The 15,621-nt window shown below is 71.4% G+C and carries 17 protein-coding genes and 1 pseudogene; 10 read left to right on the forward strand and 8 right to left on the reverse strand.

The features are described from left to right. Positions 1-20 precede the first annotated feature (20 nt). Positions 21-692: a DUF4097 family beta strand repeat-containing protein gene (locus ACTMVF_RS28750; protein WP_441273998.1), complete on the reverse strand. Its 672-nt coding sequence runs from the start codon at positions 690-692 to the stop codon at positions 21-23. Positions 693-932: 240 nt separating this feature from the next. On the opposite strand from ACTMVF_RS28750, the pseudogene ACTMVF_RS28755 reads away from it, so the two are divergent. The 4 genes and pseudogenes from ACTMVF_RS28755 to ACTMVF_RS28770 form a co-directional block, all read left to right on the forward strand. Next, positions 933-1,643: pseudogene (locus ACTMVF_RS28755) on the forward strand (helix-turn-helix domain-containing protein); the annotation flags it as partial. Positions 1,644-1,888: 245 nt separating this feature from the next. Next, entirely contained in the window at positions 1,889-2,335 is a 447-nt protein-coding gene (locus tag ACTMVF_RS28760) for a DoxX family protein (protein WP_441273999.1), read from the forward strand. Then, complete coding sequence (locus ACTMVF_RS28765) at positions 2,335-2,751, forward strand: Zn-ribbon domain-containing OB-fold protein (protein WP_441274000.1); 417 nt, start codon at positions 2,335-2,337, stop codon at positions 2,749-2,751. The genes ACTMVF_RS28760 and ACTMVF_RS28765 overlap by 1 nt, the downstream gene beginning before the upstream one ends. Positions 2,752-3,145: 394 nt before the next feature. Beyond that, on the forward strand, positions 3,146-4,045 hold the full coding sequence (locus ACTMVF_RS28770) for a GNAT family N-acetyltransferase (protein WP_441274001.1): 900 nt from the start codon (positions 3,146-3,148) through the stop codon (positions 4,043-4,045). Positions 4,046-4,149: 104 nt separating this feature from the next. Here the strand turns inward: ACTMVF_RS28770 and ACTMVF_RS28775 are convergent, their stop codons facing one another. From ACTMVF_RS28775 to ACTMVF_RS28785, 3 genes are read right to left on the reverse strand one after another with little or no spacing between them, the layout of a single operon-like run. Beyond that, positions 4,150-4,812, reverse strand: coding sequence for a pyridoxine/pyridoxamine 5'-phosphate oxidase (locus ACTMVF_RS28775; RefSeq protein ID WP_441274002.1), 663 nt, complete (start codon positions 4,810-4,812; stop codon positions 4,150-4,152). Continuing rightward, a complete protein-coding gene (locus tag ACTMVF_RS28780) occupies positions 4,796-5,254 on the reverse strand; it encodes a pyridoxamine 5'-phosphate oxidase family protein (protein ID WP_441274003.1) in 459 nt (152 codons plus the stop codon). Before ACTMVF_RS28780 ends, ACTMVF_RS28775 begins: the two co-directional genes overlap by 17 nt. Positions 5,255-5,286: 32 nt before the next feature. Then, the gene (locus ACTMVF_RS28785; protein WP_441274004.1) at positions 5,287-6,459 is read right to left on the reverse strand and encodes a thiolase C-terminal domain-containing protein; all 1,173 of its coding nucleotides are present in this window, start codon (positions 6,457-6,459) and stop codon (positions 5,287-5,289) included. A gap of 76 nt (positions 6,460-6,535) precedes the next feature. On the opposite strand from ACTMVF_RS28785, the gene ACTMVF_RS28790 reads away from it, so the two are divergent. After that, entirely contained in the window at positions 6,536-7,813 is a 1,278-nt protein-coding gene (locus ACTMVF_RS28790; protein WP_441274005.1) for an acyl-CoA dehydrogenase family protein, read from the forward strand. Further along, positions 7,810-8,283 carry a nitroreductase family deazaflavin-dependent oxidoreductase gene (locus ACTMVF_RS28795; protein WP_441274006.1) on the forward strand — a complete coding sequence of 158 codons (474 nt, stop codon included), beginning with the start codon at positions 7,810-7,812 and terminating at the stop codon, positions 8,281-8,283. The genes ACTMVF_RS28790 and ACTMVF_RS28795 overlap by 4 nt, the downstream gene beginning before the upstream one ends. 44 nt (positions 8,284-8,327) lie before the next feature. Here the strand turns inward: ACTMVF_RS28795 and ACTMVF_RS28800 are convergent, their stop codons facing one another. After that, entirely contained in the window at positions 8,328-8,951 is a 624-nt protein-coding gene (locus ACTMVF_RS28800) for a LysE family translocator (RefSeq protein ID WP_441274007.1), read from the reverse strand. Positions 8,952-9,033: 82 nt separating this feature from the next. On the opposite strand from ACTMVF_RS28800, the gene ACTMVF_RS28805 reads away from it, so the two are divergent. After that, positions 9,034-9,486: an Lrp/AsnC family transcriptional regulator gene (locus ACTMVF_RS28805; RefSeq protein ID WP_128431729.1), complete on the forward strand. Its 453-nt coding sequence runs from the start codon at positions 9,034-9,036 to the stop codon at positions 9,484-9,486. A 65-nt stretch (positions 9,487-9,551) separates the two neighbouring features. On the opposite strand, the gene ACTMVF_RS28810 is transcribed toward ACTMVF_RS28805, so the two are convergent. Continuing rightward, a complete protein-coding gene (locus ACTMVF_RS28810) occupies positions 9,552-10,187 on the reverse strand; it encodes a TetR family transcriptional regulator (protein ID WP_441274063.1) in 636 nt (211 codons plus the stop codon). Between the two features lie 134 nt (positions 10,188-10,321). On the opposite strand from ACTMVF_RS28810, the gene ACTMVF_RS28815 reads away from it, so the two are divergent. The 3 genes from ACTMVF_RS28815 (at position 10,322) to ACTMVF_RS28825 (ending at position 14,435) form a co-directional block, all read left to right on the forward strand. Beyond that, on the forward strand, positions 10,322-11,092 hold the full coding sequence (locus tag ACTMVF_RS28815; protein ID WP_441274008.1) for a VOC family protein: 771 nt from the start codon (positions 10,322-10,324) through the stop codon (positions 11,090-11,092). A 238-nt stretch (positions 11,093-11,330) separates the two neighbouring features. Beyond that, a complete protein-coding gene (locus ACTMVF_RS28820; protein ID WP_441274009.1) occupies positions 11,331-13,706 on the forward strand; it encodes an outer membrane protein assembly factor BamB family protein in 2,376 nt (791 codons plus the stop codon). A gap of 222 nt (positions 13,707-13,928) precedes the next feature. After that, on the forward strand, positions 13,929-14,435 hold the full coding sequence (locus ACTMVF_RS28825; protein ID WP_441274010.1) for a hypothetical protein: 507 nt from the start codon (positions 13,929-13,931) through the stop codon (positions 14,433-14,435). 1 nt (position 14,436) lies between these two features. On the opposite strand, the gene ACTMVF_RS28830 is transcribed toward ACTMVF_RS28825, so the two are convergent. Continuing rightward, positions 14,437-15,207, reverse strand: coding sequence for an enoyl-CoA hydratase/isomerase family protein (locus ACTMVF_RS28830; RefSeq protein WP_441274011.1), 771 nt, complete (start codon positions 15,205-15,207; stop codon positions 14,437-14,439). Continuing rightward, on the reverse strand, positions 15,204-15,620 hold the full coding sequence (locus ACTMVF_RS28835) for a Zn-ribbon domain-containing OB-fold protein (protein WP_441274012.1): 417 nt from the start codon (positions 15,618-15,620) through the stop codon (positions 15,204-15,206). The genes ACTMVF_RS28830 and ACTMVF_RS28835 overlap by 4 nt, the downstream gene beginning before the upstream one ends. Position 15,621 lies beyond the last annotated feature (1 nt).

Raw genomic sequence — 15,621 nt, forward strand, 5'->3', positions numbered from 1 at the left:
TAGGGAGAGACTGCGGTTTCTCACAGGCTGCGAGCGGTGATGTCGCCGTGGGACGTGGTCGCACGGATGGTCAGGCCGGCGTCGGCGCCGTCGGCGTTCTTGAGCGAGTTGTTGATCCGGCCGTAGCCGGTGCCGACGTCCAGGGAGGCGGACACACCCTGGGCGGCGCCGATGGACACGTCTCCCATCTGGGTGGTCAGTACGACCGTGCCGCGCAGCGCCTCGGCGATGTGGATGTCGCCCCGTTGCGTACTGATCTCCGCGGAGCCGCCCAGGCGGCCGACCGAGACGTCACCGTCGGCGGCCGTGAGGCGAATGCTCGCGGCCTCGTCGATCTTGACCGCGCCGTGCGCGCCCTCGAAGGCGATGTCGCCGAGCCGTCCGACGCCACGCAGTTCTGCGGCGGCGGTCTTCGCCTCGACGCAGGAGCCGGCCGGCAGCTGGACCGTGACCTCGACGGATCCGAAAGAGCCGAGGATCCGGTTCTTCGCCGCCGGGGCCTCGATCCGCAGGACGCCGTCGCCGTAGGCGACCTCGATCTGCTCCGCCGCCTTGGCGTCGCGGCTCTTGGAGGCGTCCGCGGGCCGGACCTCGACCGTGGTGTCGGTCCGGTCGGCGGCGATGAACTGGATGCGGCCCGCGGGGATGTCGAGGACGGTGGAGACCGGGGCGGGGGTGTCGAACTTCTGCATGGTGCTCTCCTGTGCTCGTTGGTGTTCGGCGTTGTTTCCGACGTTGGAAAAGCTACGTTGCGTTTCAAAGTCTGGCAACAACGTCGTTGCGTATGTCCTCTGTTAATGCAGGTCAGAGCTCAGATTTTGTTGCAATGGCCTTCAAAGGTAATGCAACGCGTCAGTATGGTCCGTTGCAATGAATTGGTGGTGAAGGCTATGGTCGAGGCAGAGGCGCTACGCACCACGAAGGGGGCCGCGATGCCGGGAGGCAGACTCACCCAGCAGGAACGCCAGCAGATCGCGCTGGGGCTGGCCGACGGCCTCGCCTACGCGGAGATCGCCAGGCGTCTCGACCGCCCGACCTCGACCGTCACGCGTGAGGTCATGCGCAACGGCGGCCCGACCGCCTACCGCGCGGACCTCGCCCACCGGGCCACCGAACGCCGCGCTCACCGTCGCAGGCAGGCCGCACCCCGGGGCGCGGAGGCGCCGCCGCAGGCCCACGGGCGCGACGCCGAGGCCGTGCGCGAGTACGAGGAGACGTTGACCACCGTCTTCATGCAATCGGGCATGACCAAGATGACGGCCCGGGTGATGGCCTGCCTCACCATCAGTGACGGGGGCAGCCTCACCGCATCCGAACTCGTCCAGCGCCTTCGGGTGAGCCCGGCGTCCATCTCCAAAGCGGTCGCGTTCCTCGAAAGTCAGGAGTTCGTCCGCCGGGAACGCGACGAACGCCGCCGCGAGCGCTACGTCCTGGACGACGACATCATGTACGACTCGATGATGGCCAGCGTCCGGTCCACCGCCCAGGTCGCCGAGACCGCACGGAAGGGGGTCGGCATCCTCGGCTCCGGCACCCCGGCCGGCGTCCGCCTCGAAAACACCGCCCGCTTCCTCGACTTCGTCTCCGAGAGCATGGCCCGCGCCGCGGACCAGGCCCGCGAGATCCTCTACGCGAAACCGCAGTACATGGAGCCGGGCCACATGGAGCCGGACCATATGGAGCCGGACCACATGGAGCCGGACCGCACGGAACCGGACCGCGCGGAACCGGACCGCACGGAACCGGACCGCGCGGAATCCGAAACGACCTCGGGCGCCGCCGCCGCCGAGCCGAGTTCGGGTCGCTGATCAGCGGGTTCGAGGCGTGGCGTCGCTCGCGGCGGCCGCAAGGCTTCCCGGGCCACCGGATCTGACGTACCGTCAGATTCATGGACGCGATCTGGCTCACAGGTGCGGAATGGCTGGCCGTGCTCCGTATAGGCCTCGGGCTGTGGTGGCTGGAGAGTTGGCGGCACAAGGACAAGAAGAGCTGGTTCGAGGGGGCCGGGATCGCCTGGGCGGCGGACGTGGCGGCCAAGCACCGCTGGAACGCCGTACGTTCCGGCTTCGCGGCCGTCGTCACGCCACGGCCGCGCACGATGGCGTACGTCGTCCTGTACGCGGAACTCGCCCTGGGACTCGGGCTCGTCCTCGGGTTCCTGACCCCGATCGCCCTCGTCGGCGGACTGCTGCTCAACGGCCTCTACTTCGTCCTGATGATCCACGACTGGGCCGAGCAGGGACAGAACTCGATGATGGCGCTGATCTCGCTGGTCGCACTGTTCGGGATGTCTTGGCAGTCGTGGTCGGTGGACAGCGCGTTGGGGTTGTTCTGATGGATGGTCCGCGCTTCGATGGCCGACGCTACGACCTCCCGGAACCCGACTCCTTCACGCGCGCGTACTGGGACGCGGCCGCCGAAGGGCGGCTGCTGATCCGCCGCTGCCGGGCCTGCGGGCGCGCCCACCACTACCCCCGCGAGTTCTGCCCCCACTGCTGGAGCGAGGACGTGGCGTGGCAGCCCGCGAGTGGCCGGGCCGCCCTCTACACCTGGTCCGTCGTGCACCGCAACGACCTGCCGCCCTTCGGCGAGCGGATACCGTACGTCGCCGCCGTCGTCGACCTCGCCGAGGGGCCGCGGATGATGACCGAGGTCGTGGAGTGCGGGGACGGCGGGCGATTGCGGGCCGCGACGGAGCTGGAGGTCGTCTTCCGGGACGGGGTGCCGGTGTTCCGGCCAGCCGCAAGGTGATCAAGGCCGGTTGAGCGCCGCGCTGCTGCGGGAAGCTGTTGCTGGGCCTGTGCCAACGCTTGAAAAAGCCGTCAGCGGTGGGCACTCCACGTGCGGGCGGCGGGGGCGATGCCTCGGTCGGCATGGGCCCACAGGAAATTCAGGGAACCGGCAGGAGGCATACCTGAGGCGGCGCGGCATGACGTGCACCGGGACACGCATCCGCACACGCGGCTGGCGGCTGATCCGGACGTCGAGGTGTAGGCCCCGACGCACCCGGTCGTCAACCTCCGGGCGTGTGGACCGGTGAACCCCTCTACCCTCAACCCCCGCCTGGAAGTGGGGTCTTGTGTCGGCTTCGTGTCCACGGCGGAAAAGGGTGCACAACCACCGCCCGGGCGCGGGATCATGAGGTATGCGCCCGGACGACTGGTACTGCACCCAGGACCTCACCGGTTTCCTCTCCCATGCCGGTGGCTTCCTGCGCTCACGCCCCGATCTGCACACCGTCGCCCTGACGGTGACCGAGACGCTGCGCCTGAGCGGGGTGCACGCGTACGGCGACGAGGCACCCGTCTTCGGTGTACTGGAGCTGGGCGGGCAGGTGCGCGCCGCCTACTTCCGCACCCCGCCCTACCGGCTGAACGTCACCCCCCTCACCCCCGACGAGGCCGAGTCCCTCGCCGCCCACCTGGTCGCCCTCGGCCACTCGGTCCCCGGCGTCATCGCGGCCCACGAGACCGCCGAGGCCTTCGCCACCGCCTGGCGCCGGCAGGCGGGCGCCAGATGCGCGGTCAGCCAGCGCCAGCGCCTGTACCGGCTCGGCAACCTGACTGCCCCGCAGCCCCTTCCCGCGGGCCGGGCACGGGTGGCGGGCAAGGAAGACCGGGAGCAACTGGTGCGCTGGTACCGCGAGTTCGGCGAGGCCGTCGGCGACCATGCCGCCCGTGACGCCGCCGCATGGGCCGACTCGCGGATCGCCTACGGAGGCGTCACGTTCTGGGAGAGCGAGGACGGCACGCCCCTCGCCATGGCCGGCGTGACCCCCGTGGTCGCAGGCCAGGTCCGGGTCGCCCCCGTCTACACCCCGGCCCACCTGCGCGGACGCGGCTACGCGGGCGCCGTCACCGCACACGTCAGCAGGGCCGTGCTCGCCTCGGGGGTACGTGAGGTGCTGCTCTTCACGGACCTGGCCAACCAGACGAGCAACAGCCTCTACCAGCGCATCGGGTACCGGCCGGTGGCGGACTTCACGGCGTACGACTTCCGCGGCACTCAGGGCACTCAGGGCACTCGGGGCACGCGGGGCTTCTAGTCCGGCGCTGCACGAGGCAGCCGACCGACCCAGGGCGACGAGTAAGCCGGTACGGCTCGCCCCATCAGCCCATCAGCCCATCAGCCCATCAGCCCATCAGCCCATCAAGGCCAGAGCAGCTCCTTGGCCCAACCTCCCTCGATATGCCGATAGTTGAGCCGCACATGCCGTCGCCGGGCGTCCCCCTGGAAGAACTCCACCTGCTGCGGGCGCAGGTGGTACAGCGTCCAGGTGGGCACCGGAGCGTCCGGCTCGCTCCGGGCCTGTTCCCAGGCCGCCTCCGACGTGTGCGCCAACTCGTCCAGCGAGCTGAGGACTTGGCTCTGGTGGCCGGTCAGGGCGGCTGCCAGGGCGCCGGTCGAGCGGGCGTGCAGGTCGGCTTGGGAGTCGGCGGACGGGGCGTTCGTCACCGGGCCCCTCAGCCGCACCTGGCGGCCCTGCGCCGGCCAGTAGAAGCCGAGGGCCGCGTAGGGGCGGGCGGCGAGCTGGCGGCCCTTGCGGCTGTCGCTGTGCGTCGCGAAGGACCAGCCGGAGGCGTCGGCGCCGTGCAGCATCACCGTCCGTACGTCCGGCAGGCCCTCCTCGTCCGACGTGGCGAGGGACATCGTGTGGGGCTCCACCTGCCCCGCCGCGACGGCCTGCGCGAACCAGGTCGTGAAGAGGGCGAGCGGGTCGGCGGGTGCGGTGGCCGGGTCGAAGTCCGGCAACTCGGTGACCGCCGAGTCCCACACCCGCAGCGACCTCAGCAACTCATGAAGATCCGGCATGCTCCGGAGCGTAGTCGGACACGGAACCCAGGTCGGACGACACCCAGCGCTCGGGCCTCATACGGATGAGCAGACTCTCGCCGTGGTTCTTCAGAGAGAACTCCACGTAGGAGTCGACCGCCTCGGCCGGCAAGTAGCGAGCCGACATTTCCCGGAGCTGCTCGACGGTGCCGGTGGTCGTCTCGACGACCGGTCCCTCCACCGACACGTACCGGACGGTGGGTTCGAGCCGGTCGACCATCAGCGAGAACCGGCCCGCCGCCTGGATCAGCTGGTTCTTCCGGGAGTCGGGCCCGGTCAGGATCCATACGTCGCCGCCGGGCTCGTACTGGTACCAGATCGGCACGGTGAGCGGGGCGCGTCCCGCACCCGCGTCGACCGCAAGCGCGGCGATGTGGGGCTCGGACAGGAACTGTTCACGCTGTTCGCGGGTCAGGGCCATGCCTGTTTCCTCTCGATGTGCTCTCGACAGTCTCAATCCCTCCCCAGCACCAACGTCCCCGACGAGCAGAACCATCCCCCGGTCGCCGAAGCGACCCCCAACCGCGGCAACTCCCCTCCCGGCCCCCGCACTTGACGCTCGCCGCCCTCCCCGCGCAACTGCCGCACCGCCTCCACCAGAAGGAACAGCCCCCGCATCCCGGGATGTTGGGCCGACAGCCCGCCCCCGTCCGTGTTGACCGGCAGCTCCCCGCCCCGCACCAGCAGCCGCCCCTTCTCCACGAACGCCCCGCCCTCGCCCTTCCCGCAGAAGCCGAGGTCCTCCAGGGTCACCAGGGTCATGTAGGTGAAGGCGTCGTAGATCTCCGCGAAGTCGATCTCCTGCGGCCGCACCCCGGCCCGCTCGAAGGCGAGCCGCCCGCTGACCGCCGCCGGGCCGACCGTGAAGTCGGGCCACTCGGACATCGCGGCGTGCGAGACGTGCTCCCCGGCGCCGAGCACCCACACCGGTGCCGTACGGCAGTCCCGTACGAACTCCTCGGCGGCCAGCAGCACCGCCGCCCCGCCGTCGGAGCGGATGCAGCAGTGCAGTTTGGTGAAGGGGTCGGCGATCATCGGGCCGGACAGGACGTCGTCGACCGTGATCGGGTCGCGGAACATGGCCTCGGGGTTCAGGGCCGCGTTGGCCCGTGCCTGGACTGCGACGGAGGCCAACTGCTCGATCGTCGTGCCGTGTTCGATCATGTGGCGGCGGGCGGCCATGGCGTACTTGGCGATGAGCGTGTGGCCGTAGGGGACCTCGAACTGCAAGGGCCCCCGGGCGCCGAAGGACAGGTCGCCCGTCCGCCGCCCCGCCTTGATGTCGGCGCGGGCCGTGGAGCCGTAGACGAGGAGTACGGCGTTCGCATGCCCCCTCGCTATCGCGTCCGCCGCGTGGGCCGCCATGACCTCCCAGGTTGAGCCGCCGACGGAGGTGGAGTCGACCCAGGTGGGACGCAGGCCCAGATACTCGGCCACCTCGACGGGGGCGAGGGTGCCGAGCCCGGCGGAGGCGAAGCCGTCCACCACCTCCCGGCCGAGCCCCGCGTCGGCCAGGGCGCGGCGGGCCGCCTGGGCGTGCAGGGCGTACGGGGTCGCGTCGTCCACCCGACCGCAGTCGGAGAGGGCCACGCCCACGACGGCGACTTTCCGGTTCCCGGGAGTCATGCGAGGCCTCCAACCTCTGTGCATCTCGTTGCGGCCCTCCTAATATGACGGTCCGTCAGATACGGAGGGAAGAGCCATGGACGCCAGCCTCACTCCCGAGCAGGACGAGATCCGCCGCACCCTCCGCGAACTGCTCCGCAGCCGCTGCGGCCCCCGCGAGCTGCGCGCGGCCCTCGACACCCCCGCCGGCCACGACCCCGCCCTGTGGACCGCCCTCGCCGAACAGCTCGGCCTGCCCGGACTCGCCCTGCCCGAGGCATACGGCGGTGTCGGCTGCTCGGCGACCGAACTCGCCCTGGCCGGCGAGGAGGCAGGGCGGGCGCTCTGCCCCTCCCCGTTGCTGGCCACCGCCGTCCTCACCGCACCGCTGATCACCGCCCTCGGCACCGAGACCCAGCGCGCCGAACTGCTGCCCCGCATCGCCGCCGGCACCCTCACCGCCGCCCTCGCCGTCCCCGGCGCCGCCCTCGCCACCGCCCTCGCCCTCACCGGCCCCGGTCGCGGCGACTGGGCCGGCGGCGGGCGCGCCGGGGGCGTGCAGGCACGGCGGGTGGAGGGCGGCTGGCGGCTGTACGGGCAGGTCGACCAGGTGCTGGACGGGCACAGCGCGGGGCTCCTGGTGGTCGCCGCGCACGCCGGGGGGTTCGCCCGGTCACGGACGCTGCTGTTCCTGGTGCCGGGGGACGCGGCAGGGGTCGTACGGGTGCGGCAGACCGCGCTGGACGCCACGCGGCCGCAGGGGCGGGTGCAACTGCGTGACGTGGAGGCCGAGTTGCTTGGGGAGGAGGACGGCCAAGATGTCCTCGCCGCCCTCGCCTCCGTGGGTGACACCGCCGCAGCCGTCCTCGCCTGCGAGGCCGTCGGGGCCGCCGACCGGGCGCTGGAGCGGACCGTGGAGTACGTCGGGCAGCGGGAGCAGTTCGGGCGGGCGATCGGCTCCTTCCAGGCGGTGAAGCACCGGCTGGCGGATGTGTACGTGGGGGTGCAAGCGGCACGCTCGGCGGCGTATTACGCGGCCTGGGCTGCAACGCCCCATGGGGGCGCGGGCCGTGTCGATATGCGGCTCCGCCGCGTGGGCGCGACCAGCCACGACGAGTCCGCAGACGCACGACGACACAAAGCGGCACTCCCAGAGGCTCGCCTCGCCCTCGCTCAGGCGCTGGAGGCGCTCCGCACCGCCTCCGCCGAAGGCATCCAACTCCACGGCGGCATCGGTTTCACCTGGGAGCACGAGGCTCACCTGTACTTCAAGCGGGCCGCCGGCGATGAACTCCTCTTCGGCCCGGTGCACCGGCTGCGGGCGCACGCCGCCGACACCGCGCGGCTCTTCGACGCCCAGGAGGTGGCGGTGTGATCGGCGCACACGTGGTGCAGAAGGTGTCCTCGACGCGAGGCTTCGCCAAGGTCGCTCCCCATGTCATCCCCGCGCTCGACCGGGCCGTCCACCGGCTCACCCGCGGGAAAGTGCTGCTCAGCGCCCAGATGCTCCCCGGCGTGATCCTGACCTCGACCGGCGCGCGCAGCGGACTGCCCCGCCGTACGCCGCTCGCCTGCATGCCCGAGGGGGAGGGGCGCAGCTGGATCCTCGTCGGCTCCAACTTCGGACGCACCGGGCACCCTGCCTGGACCGCGAACCTGCTGGCCCACCCGCACGCCGAGGTCAGCTGGAAGGGCCGGGACATCCCGGTCACGGCCCGGTTGCTGGAGGGGGAGGAGCGGGCGGCCGTATGGAAGGCGGTGCTGGCCTTCTGGCCGCCGTATGCGACGTATCAGGCCCGGGTTGAGCGGGAGATCCGGCTCTTCAGGGTCGTCCGCAGGTCATAGCGTGATCAGACGCAGGTCATAGCTCCCGGTCACAGCTCTGCAGGTCATAGCGTCGCCAGACGCTGTACGAGGAGGAACGCGCCGATCCCCAGCATCGCCGCCCCCGACGTGCGCGCGACCGCCCTTGCCGCCGCCGGGCGGGCGCCGAGGACCGCGCGGGCCGCGAGGCCCACCGTCAGATAGACGGCGGCGCAGCACGCCATGTGGAGCAGTCCGAGTACGGCGGTCTGGGCGGGGACGGGCAGGTGCTCGCCCTTCGGCACGAGGAACTGCGGCAGCACGGACAGGTAGAGCAGCAGGCCCTTGGGGTTCAGGCCGCTGATCGTGGCGCCGCGCAGAAAGACCCGGGCCGGGCGGGTGGCCACGGCCTCCTCGGCCGCCCCCGGCGTGCCCGGCCGACGCAGCACGCTCCAGCCCAGCCACACCAGGTACGCGGCACCCGCCACCGTCAGCGCGGTCAGCAGACCCGGTTCGCCCGCCACCAGCACCGCCAGACCCGCCACCGCGAGCACCGTGTGCAGCGCGTACCCGCTGACCAGGCCCGCCACCGCCATCACCGGCGAGCGGTCGCGCAGCCCGGCAGAGATCGCGTACGCCCAGTCGGCGCCCGGCACGCAGACGAGCAGCAGGTCGATGGCGAGGAAGGAAATGAGCAGTCCGGAGTCCATGGTGGCGAGATTAGGCGGGGATGGCCCGAAAGTGTTGTCGATGTTTTCCCGTAACCAGCGGTTATGAGGGAAGATCTGCCTCATGGACGACGTGGACAGAAAGATTCTTGCCGAGCTTCAGCAGGACGGGCGGCTGACCGTGACCGAGCTGGCCGCGCGGGTGCGGCTCAGCGTCTCGCCGTGCCACCGGCGGCTGCGGGAGCTGGAGCGGGTCGGAGCCATCAGCGGGTACCGGGCCGTGGTGGACCCGGCGGCCGTGGGGCTGACCTTCGAGGCGCTGGTCTTCGTGTCCATGCGGCAGGAGGACCGGGACACGGTCGCAGGGTTCGAGCGGGCGATCGCGGACATCCCCCACGTCCTGGACGCGCAACGGCTGTTCGGTGAGCCCGACTACCTGCTACGGGTGGCCACCGCTGACCTCGCCGCCTTCCAGCGGCTGTACGACGAGCGGTTGGCGACCCTGCCGGGGGTGCAGCGGCTGACCTCGACGCTGGTGATGAAGCACGTCGTACGGGATCGTCCGCTGCCCGCATAGCACGCAGGCGGCGGCTCACGTCGGGTGAGCCGCCGCCTGCCAGACAGGACTTGAGGTGGACGTGACTACTTCGTCGGCTTCTTGCCGGTCACGCCCAGGTGCACCAACAGGGCGAGGTTCGGCTTGAGTTCAGCCTGCTTGACGCCCCACGTCTGGAAGCCCTTCTGGTGCGAGGCGACCGCCGCGAGCATCGCGACGATCGAACCCGCGACCGCGGCCGGGTTGACGTCCTTGTCGATCTTGCCCTTGGCCTGCAGCTGACCGACCGCGTCCGCCAGGGAGTTGTTGACGGAGTTCAGGATCTTCATGCGGATCTTGTAGAACCGTTTGTCGCCCTCGGACGCGCCGAGGTCGACGACGCGGAGGATCGCGTCGTTCTTGCGCCAGAACTCCAGGAATCCGTCGACGAGTTCCTGGGCCGTCTGCCAGCCGGCCTTGCCGACCCAGCTGCGGCCCTCCACGAGCTCGGTCAACCCGGCGCCCTCGGTGGCCATTTGCTCGGCGATCTCCAGGACGGCGCCCTCGACGTCCGGGAAGTACTGGTAGAAGGTCGCGGGTGAAGTCCCCGCCTTCCGGGCGACATCGATGACTTTGACGTCCCGGTAGGGGGAGGAGCTGAGCATCTCGCTGAGGCAGTCGAGCAGCTTCTGCCGGGTCGCCTGCCCACGCCGACCGGCCACGCGGCCGTCGACGGTACGCACTTGTCCTGTCATGTCGTCAGCTTACCGAGGCGTGATCGGGGCGCGATTCGGCCGACTGCAAATGGGGTGCACGGGGATGCGGAGGCTGGTGTGCCTGGTCTGCGCGGTGCGTAAGACGCCGTTACTTTGGCCGCATGGCCGAAAACAGGGCATCCGCAGACGGAACGGAATACTCCGAGGGCGTTCCGTGCTGGGTGGACGCGCAGCTTCCCGATGTGGAGGCGGGCAAACGGTTCTACGGTGAGCTCTTCGGGTGGGACTTCGAGGAGGCTTTCGACTCCACCGTGCTCGCCCGGCTGCACGGCGAGCCCGTCGCCTCGCTCTCGCGCAAGACGGACGGGCGGATGCCCACCGTGTGGACGGTGTACTTCGCGACCCCGGACGCCCAGGCGCTGGTCCGGCGGGTCCGTGCGGCCGGGGGCCAGATCATCACCGCGCCCGTGGAGGTCGGGGAAGGCCTCGGGACGGTCGCGCTGGTCACCGACCCCGAGGGCGCCGTCTTCGGGCTGTGGCAGGCGGGCGAGCACCCGGGCTTCGGGCGCCGGCACGAGGTCGGCAGCTTCGGCTGGGCCGAGCTGTACGCCCGGGACACCGAGGTCGCCAACGACTTCTACGGCGGACTCTTCGCCGACGCCCTGTTCGGGCCGGACGCCGCGCCGGACTTCGGGCGGGCGGCCGTCGAGGAGGTCTTTCCGGCGATGATGCCGCCCCACTTCGTCGTCCACTTCCGGGTGGAGAACTGCGCGGCCGTGCTCGCCGAGGTGACCCGGCTCGGCGGGCGGGTGCAGATTCCACCCTTCGAGACGTCGTACGGGACGGTCGCCGTGGTCACCGACAATCAGGGGGCGTCCTTCGCGCTGCTGGAACGCGCGCCGCTGGAGCGCCGAGGAGTGCCGGAAGTCTGACCTCATTTCTGACCTCACTCTTACCTCCGGCGTCCCAATATGCGAACCGCCGCTTTCCGACGGGTGCCGGAGTGTGGTTTTGTCCCAAGACACCCCGTTCCGCCCTTGGGTTCGCAACCACGCCCCAGGACAGGAAGAATCAGGGTGCGTGCCGCCAAGGCGGTGCGGTGGTGAGACGCTGCACGGGGTCGCGTAAACATGTCCGCGGCGCGGCTCGTACGGGGAGGTGGCAGGCAGAGTGGTGGATCAGCTGACACAGCACGATCCGCGCAGGATCGGGCCGTTCGAGGTGCTCGGACGGCTGGGTGCCGGCGGCATGGGGCTGGTCTATCTCGCGCGCTCGGCGTCCGGCCGGCGCGTGGCGATCAAGACGGTCCGGACCGAGCTCGCCGAGGACCAGCTGTTCCGCGTCCGCTTCACCCGTGAGGTGGAGGCGGCGCGGGCGGTCTCCGGCTTCTACACGGCGGCCGTTGTCGACGCCGATCCGCGCGCGGCCGTGCCGTGGCTGGCCACCGCGTACGTCCCCGCGCCCTCCCTCGAAGAGATAGTGAACGAGTGCGGGCCGCTCCCGGCCCAGGCGGTGCGCTGGCTGGCGGCGGGGGTGGCGGAAGCCCTGCAGTCCATCCACGGCGCCGGTCTCGTCCACCGTGACCTCAAGCCGTCCAACGTGCTCGTCGTCGAGGACGGCCCCCGGGTCATCGACTTCGGTATCGCCTCCGGCGTCTCGAACACGCGTTTGACGATGACGAACGTCGCGGTCGGTACGCCCGCCTACATGTCGCCCGAACAGGCGAAGGACTCCCGCAGCGTGACCGGCGCGAGCGACGTCTTCTCGCTCGGCTCGATGCTCGTCTTCGCCGCCACCGGACACCCGCCCTTCCACGGCGCCAACCCGGTCGAGACCGTCTTCATGCTGCTCCGCGAGGGCCCCGACCTCGAAGGCCTCCCGGACGAGCTGCGCCCGCTCATCGAGTCCTGCATGCAGATGGAGGCCACGGCCCGCCCCAACCCCGCCGACCTCCAGGCCCAGCTGGCCCCCCATCTCTTCGGCTCCGGCTCCGACGACAGCGGTACGGCGTCGGCGTGGCTGCCCGAGCGGGCGGTGAGCCTGATCGAGTCGCGGCGCGGCGGTCGCCCGGCGACGAAGCCCTCGTCGTCCTCCGGCCGCAGCGGCGGCCGCATCGCCCCCGCCCCCGCGCCCGTACCGCCCCCGCCCTCGCACGACCCGGTGGTCCCGGGCCCGCAGCCCGCGCCCGTCGCGGTCGGCGCCCCCGACACCGGCCCCGTACGCCTGGCCGGCGCCGCGGTGCCCATCGGCCCCGGCCCCCGTGTCGCCGACGCCCGCGCCGCCGCCGTCAAGGTGCCCCCTCCGGAGGCCGGCCTCGTCGCCTCCTGGGCCCGGCCCCACCCCGGCGTCAACGGCACGGACCCCGCCGTAGGCCCTGCCGTACCGGCATCGCCGCCCGCGCCCCCGGAGACGGCGGCCGGCTGGCGCCCCTGGCGCTTCCGCATGTCGAACGACGTCTGGGGCACCCCCTCCGTCGCCGACGACCTCGTCTACGTCACCTCCTTCGAGGTCCACGCCCTCGATGTGGCCACCGGCCGCCGCCGCTTCAAGACGCGGGACGTGGCCTGGTCGATGACGGTCGCCGACGGCCGTATCCATGCCTCCGACGGCCCGACCCTCTTCGCCCTGGACTGCCGAGAGGGCGCCGACCTCTGGCGCCTGCAGACGGACGCCTGGGTCTACTCCCTCAAGGCCGAGCGGGGCACGGTCGTCACCGGCACCCGCGGCGGCGGCGTCCAGGCCTGGGAGGCCTCGAACGGCCAGAAGCTGTGGGAGATCACCGGCGCGCAGACCGACTTCGAGTCCCCGGAAGCCGGACCGGCGCTGTACGACGGCACGGTGTACGTCTGGAAGGACGCCCGTCTGCGGGCCCTGGACGCCCGCACCGGCGACGAGCGCTGGTCGTACCCCATCGGCGACGCCGCCTCCTGCGGTGGAGTGCCGGTACGGGTGGCGCAGGCCCAGGACGGCCATGTGTACGTGTCGGCCGGCACCCGCGTGCTCGCCGTCGACGCGGCGAGCGGTCACGTCCGCTGGCACTTCGAGGCCCCGGCGGTGTTCCTGTGCCCGCCGGCCTTCGTGCCGGGCCCGGCGGTGACCGGCGGCGGCGTCTACCTGGCCGACTACCTCGGCACGGTCTACGCCCTCGACGCCACCGACGGCCGCGACCGCTGGCGCATCGCCACCGAGGCCCGTTCCTCGATCGAGCCGGTCCTGGTGGCCGCCGGCCATGTCCACGTCGGCAGCGGCAAGGGCCTGTACACGCTGGACGCGGTCACCGGGACGCCGAAGTGGCGCTTCCAGGCGGGCGGCGACATCGTGGGCGCACCGGCGGTCGCGGAGGGCCGTATCCACTTCGGCTCCACCGACCACCTGCTCTACACCCTCAAGGCCGACGACGGCCGCCTGAGATGGAAGCTCGCCACCGGCGGCGAGATCACCGGCTCGCCCGTCGTGAAGGACGGCGTGGTGTACGCGTGCAGCAAGGACCGGTGCGTGTACGCGCTGGACGCGGAGAAGGGTACGGGGACGGCACGCACGGCGTAGGCGGGGCGGTCAGGCGTGACACGCGGGCGTGTGCGGTGACGGCCGTCGTGCCGGCGCACGGAAGGGGTCCGGACGGCGGCCGTCCCGTTGGGAGCGGTCATCTTCACTGCTCTTACACGAGACGCTACGCCGGGTGAGCGCCTACCGCCATGCGACCGCTGCTAACGTGACGTGCTCACGATCAACACCACGGGGTTGCAAGACATACGGGGGTCGCACCACATGAAGCTTCGCCATGTCCGCGCTGTCGCCGTCGTCGTCGGCGTGGTGGTCGCACTGACGGGGGCAAAGCGCTCCAGCGGCGGCGGCTGCGACGACAGCTCGAACTCCGGCAGCTCGTCGAGCAGTTCGGGCGGCACGCACTACGACGACGATGACGACGACTACGCGTCCTCGGGCGGCGTCTCCGGCGGCAGCAGCGCGACCGCGACCGCCGAGGCCACCCGGGACGTGCGGATCCGCAGCTGCGTGTACGACGCGACCCGGGGCATCGTGGCCCGGGTCGAGGCCACCAACACCAGCAGCATCACGACGTACACCTACGAGTTCGGCGTCACCTTCAAGGACCCGAGCGGCACGCCCGTACGCACCAGCGCGTCCACCATCCCGTACGTCTCGGCCGACACCACGGAAACGCTGGACGTGACCGCCCCGTACGTCGCGGACGCCGGCGAGAGCACGAGCGGCGTCACGTGCGAGCTGGGTGAAGTGACCCGTACGGCGGAGTAGCTCAGCGGATCCGATGGTCGCGGCGCCGCGCCCTGAACAGCTCCTCCTGCCGCTCGCCCGGCAGGTTCCCCAGCGCGATCAGGTGCGGCGCCTGCGCGAAGGCATGGGCGAGCGCGGCCTCCTTGGCCGCCCACAGCGCCCGCACGGTCCCCTGCACGCCCTCCGTCGGATACCCGGCGATGACGGTGGCGTGCTCGATGGCGGCGGCCAACGCCTCGCCGGGTCCGGTGAGTTCGGAGACGAGCCCGATGTCGTGGGCCCGCCGGGCCGACAGCCTCTCGGCGCTCCCCATGAGCATCATCCGCGCCACCTCGCCGTACGGCATCCGCAGTGCCATGAGGGCGGACTCGTAGGCGCTGACCATGCCGTACGTCGTGTGCGGGTCGAAGAAGGTGGCGGTCGGGTCGGCGACGACGAAGTCCGCCTCGCCGAGGAGGTAGAAGGCGCCCCCGCAGGCCATGCCCCGCACGGCGGCGACGACCGGCTTCCACAGGTCGTTGGACTTCGGCCCGACCCGAAGCAGCGGATCGTCCGTCATGTACGGCGAGTTGGGCTGCGGGACGACGGCCTCCCGGTCCAGCCCCGTACAGAACGCCCGCTCCCCGGCACCGGCGAGCACGACGGCCCGTACGGCGTCGTCGAACCGCAACTCCCGCCATGCGTCGACCAGTTGATCCCTGAGGTCGAGATCGATGGCGTTGAGGCGCTCGGGCCGGTCGAGGGTGACGACGGCGACGCCGGCGCCCTTGTCGGTCGTGACGGTGAGGCTCACGGTCGCTCCAGGACCCACTGGGGCAGGCCGCTGCCGCTGAACACGGCGTGGACCTTGGCGCCGATGCGGATCCGGTCCGGCGCAAGGGAGTTCAGCGGCGCGTCGGGGCCGGTGACGAGGTTGCCGACCAGGCGTATGCGGGGGAGGTCGGTGAGTTCGACGACGACGACGTTGTACGGCGCCTGCTCGGCGTAGTCGGGCAGGAGGGGCGGGTGCGGGACGACGTACGACCAGATACGGCCGTGCCCGCCGGACTGCCGCCACTCGCTCGCGAAAGACTGGCAGTGCGGGCAGCACGGGCGAGGCGGGAACCGGGGCTCACCGCAGTCGGCGCAGGTCTGGACGCGGAGCTCGCCCTGGGCGGCGTACTGCCAGAAGGGGGCGCCGTCGGGGTCGGTGACGGGGAAGAGCATC

This window comes from Streptomyces sp. SD31 (genome assembly GCF_052068475.1).
Taxonomy (GTDB): Bacteria; Actinomycetota; Actinomycetes; order Streptomycetales; family Streptomycetaceae; genus Streptomyces.

Excerpts from the sequence above, each read along its gene's own strand:
- ACTMVF_RS28750 (WP_441273998.1), bottom strand. The coding sequence starts at position 692 with ATGCAGAAGTTCGACACCCCCGCCCCGGTCTCCACCGTCCTCGACATC.
- ACTMVF_RS28760 (WP_441273999.1), top strand. The coding sequence starts at position 1,889 with ATGGACGCGATCTGGCTCACAGGTGCGGAATGGCTGGCCGTGCTCCGT.
- ACTMVF_RS28765 (WP_441274000.1), top strand. The coding sequence starts at position 2,335 with ATGGATGGTCCGCGCTTCGATGGCCGACGCTACGACCTCCCGGAACCC.
- ACTMVF_RS28770 (WP_441274001.1), top strand. The coding sequence starts at position 3,146 with ATGCGCCCGGACGACTGGTACTGCACCCAGGACCTCACCGGTTTCCTC.
- ACTMVF_RS28775 (WP_441274002.1), bottom strand. The coding sequence starts at position 4,812 with ATGCCGGATCTTCATGAGTTGCTGAGGTCGCTGCGGGTGTGGGACTCG.
- ACTMVF_RS28780 (WP_441274003.1), bottom strand. The coding sequence starts at position 5,254 with ATGGCCCTGACCCGCGAACAGCGTGAACAGTTCCTGTCCGAGCCCCAC.
- ACTMVF_RS28785 (WP_441274004.1), bottom strand. The coding sequence starts at position 6,459 with ATGACTCCCGGGAACCGGAAAGTCGCCGTCGTGGGCGTGGCCCTCTCC.
- ACTMVF_RS28790 (WP_441274005.1), top strand. The coding sequence starts at position 6,536 with ATGGACGCCAGCCTCACTCCCGAGCAGGACGAGATCCGCCGCACCCTC.
- ACTMVF_RS28800 (WP_441274007.1), bottom strand. The coding sequence starts at position 8,951 with ATGGACTCCGGACTGCTCATTTCCTTCCTCGCCATCGACCTGCTGCTC.
- ACTMVF_RS28805 (WP_128431729.1), top strand. The coding sequence starts at position 9,034 with ATGGACGACGTGGACAGAAAGATTCTTGCCGAGCTTCAGCAGGACGGG.
- ACTMVF_RS28815 (WP_441274008.1), top strand. The coding sequence starts at position 10,322 with ATGGCCGAAAACAGGGCATCCGCAGACGGAACGGAATACTCCGAGGGC.
- ACTMVF_RS28825 (WP_441274010.1), top strand. The coding sequence starts at position 13,929 with ATGAAGCTTCGCCATGTCCGCGCTGTCGCCGTCGTCGTCGGCGTGGTG.
- ACTMVF_RS28835 (WP_441274012.1), bottom strand. The coding sequence starts at position 15,620 with ATGCTCTTCCCCGTCACCGACCCCGACGGCGCCCCCTTCTGGCAGTAC.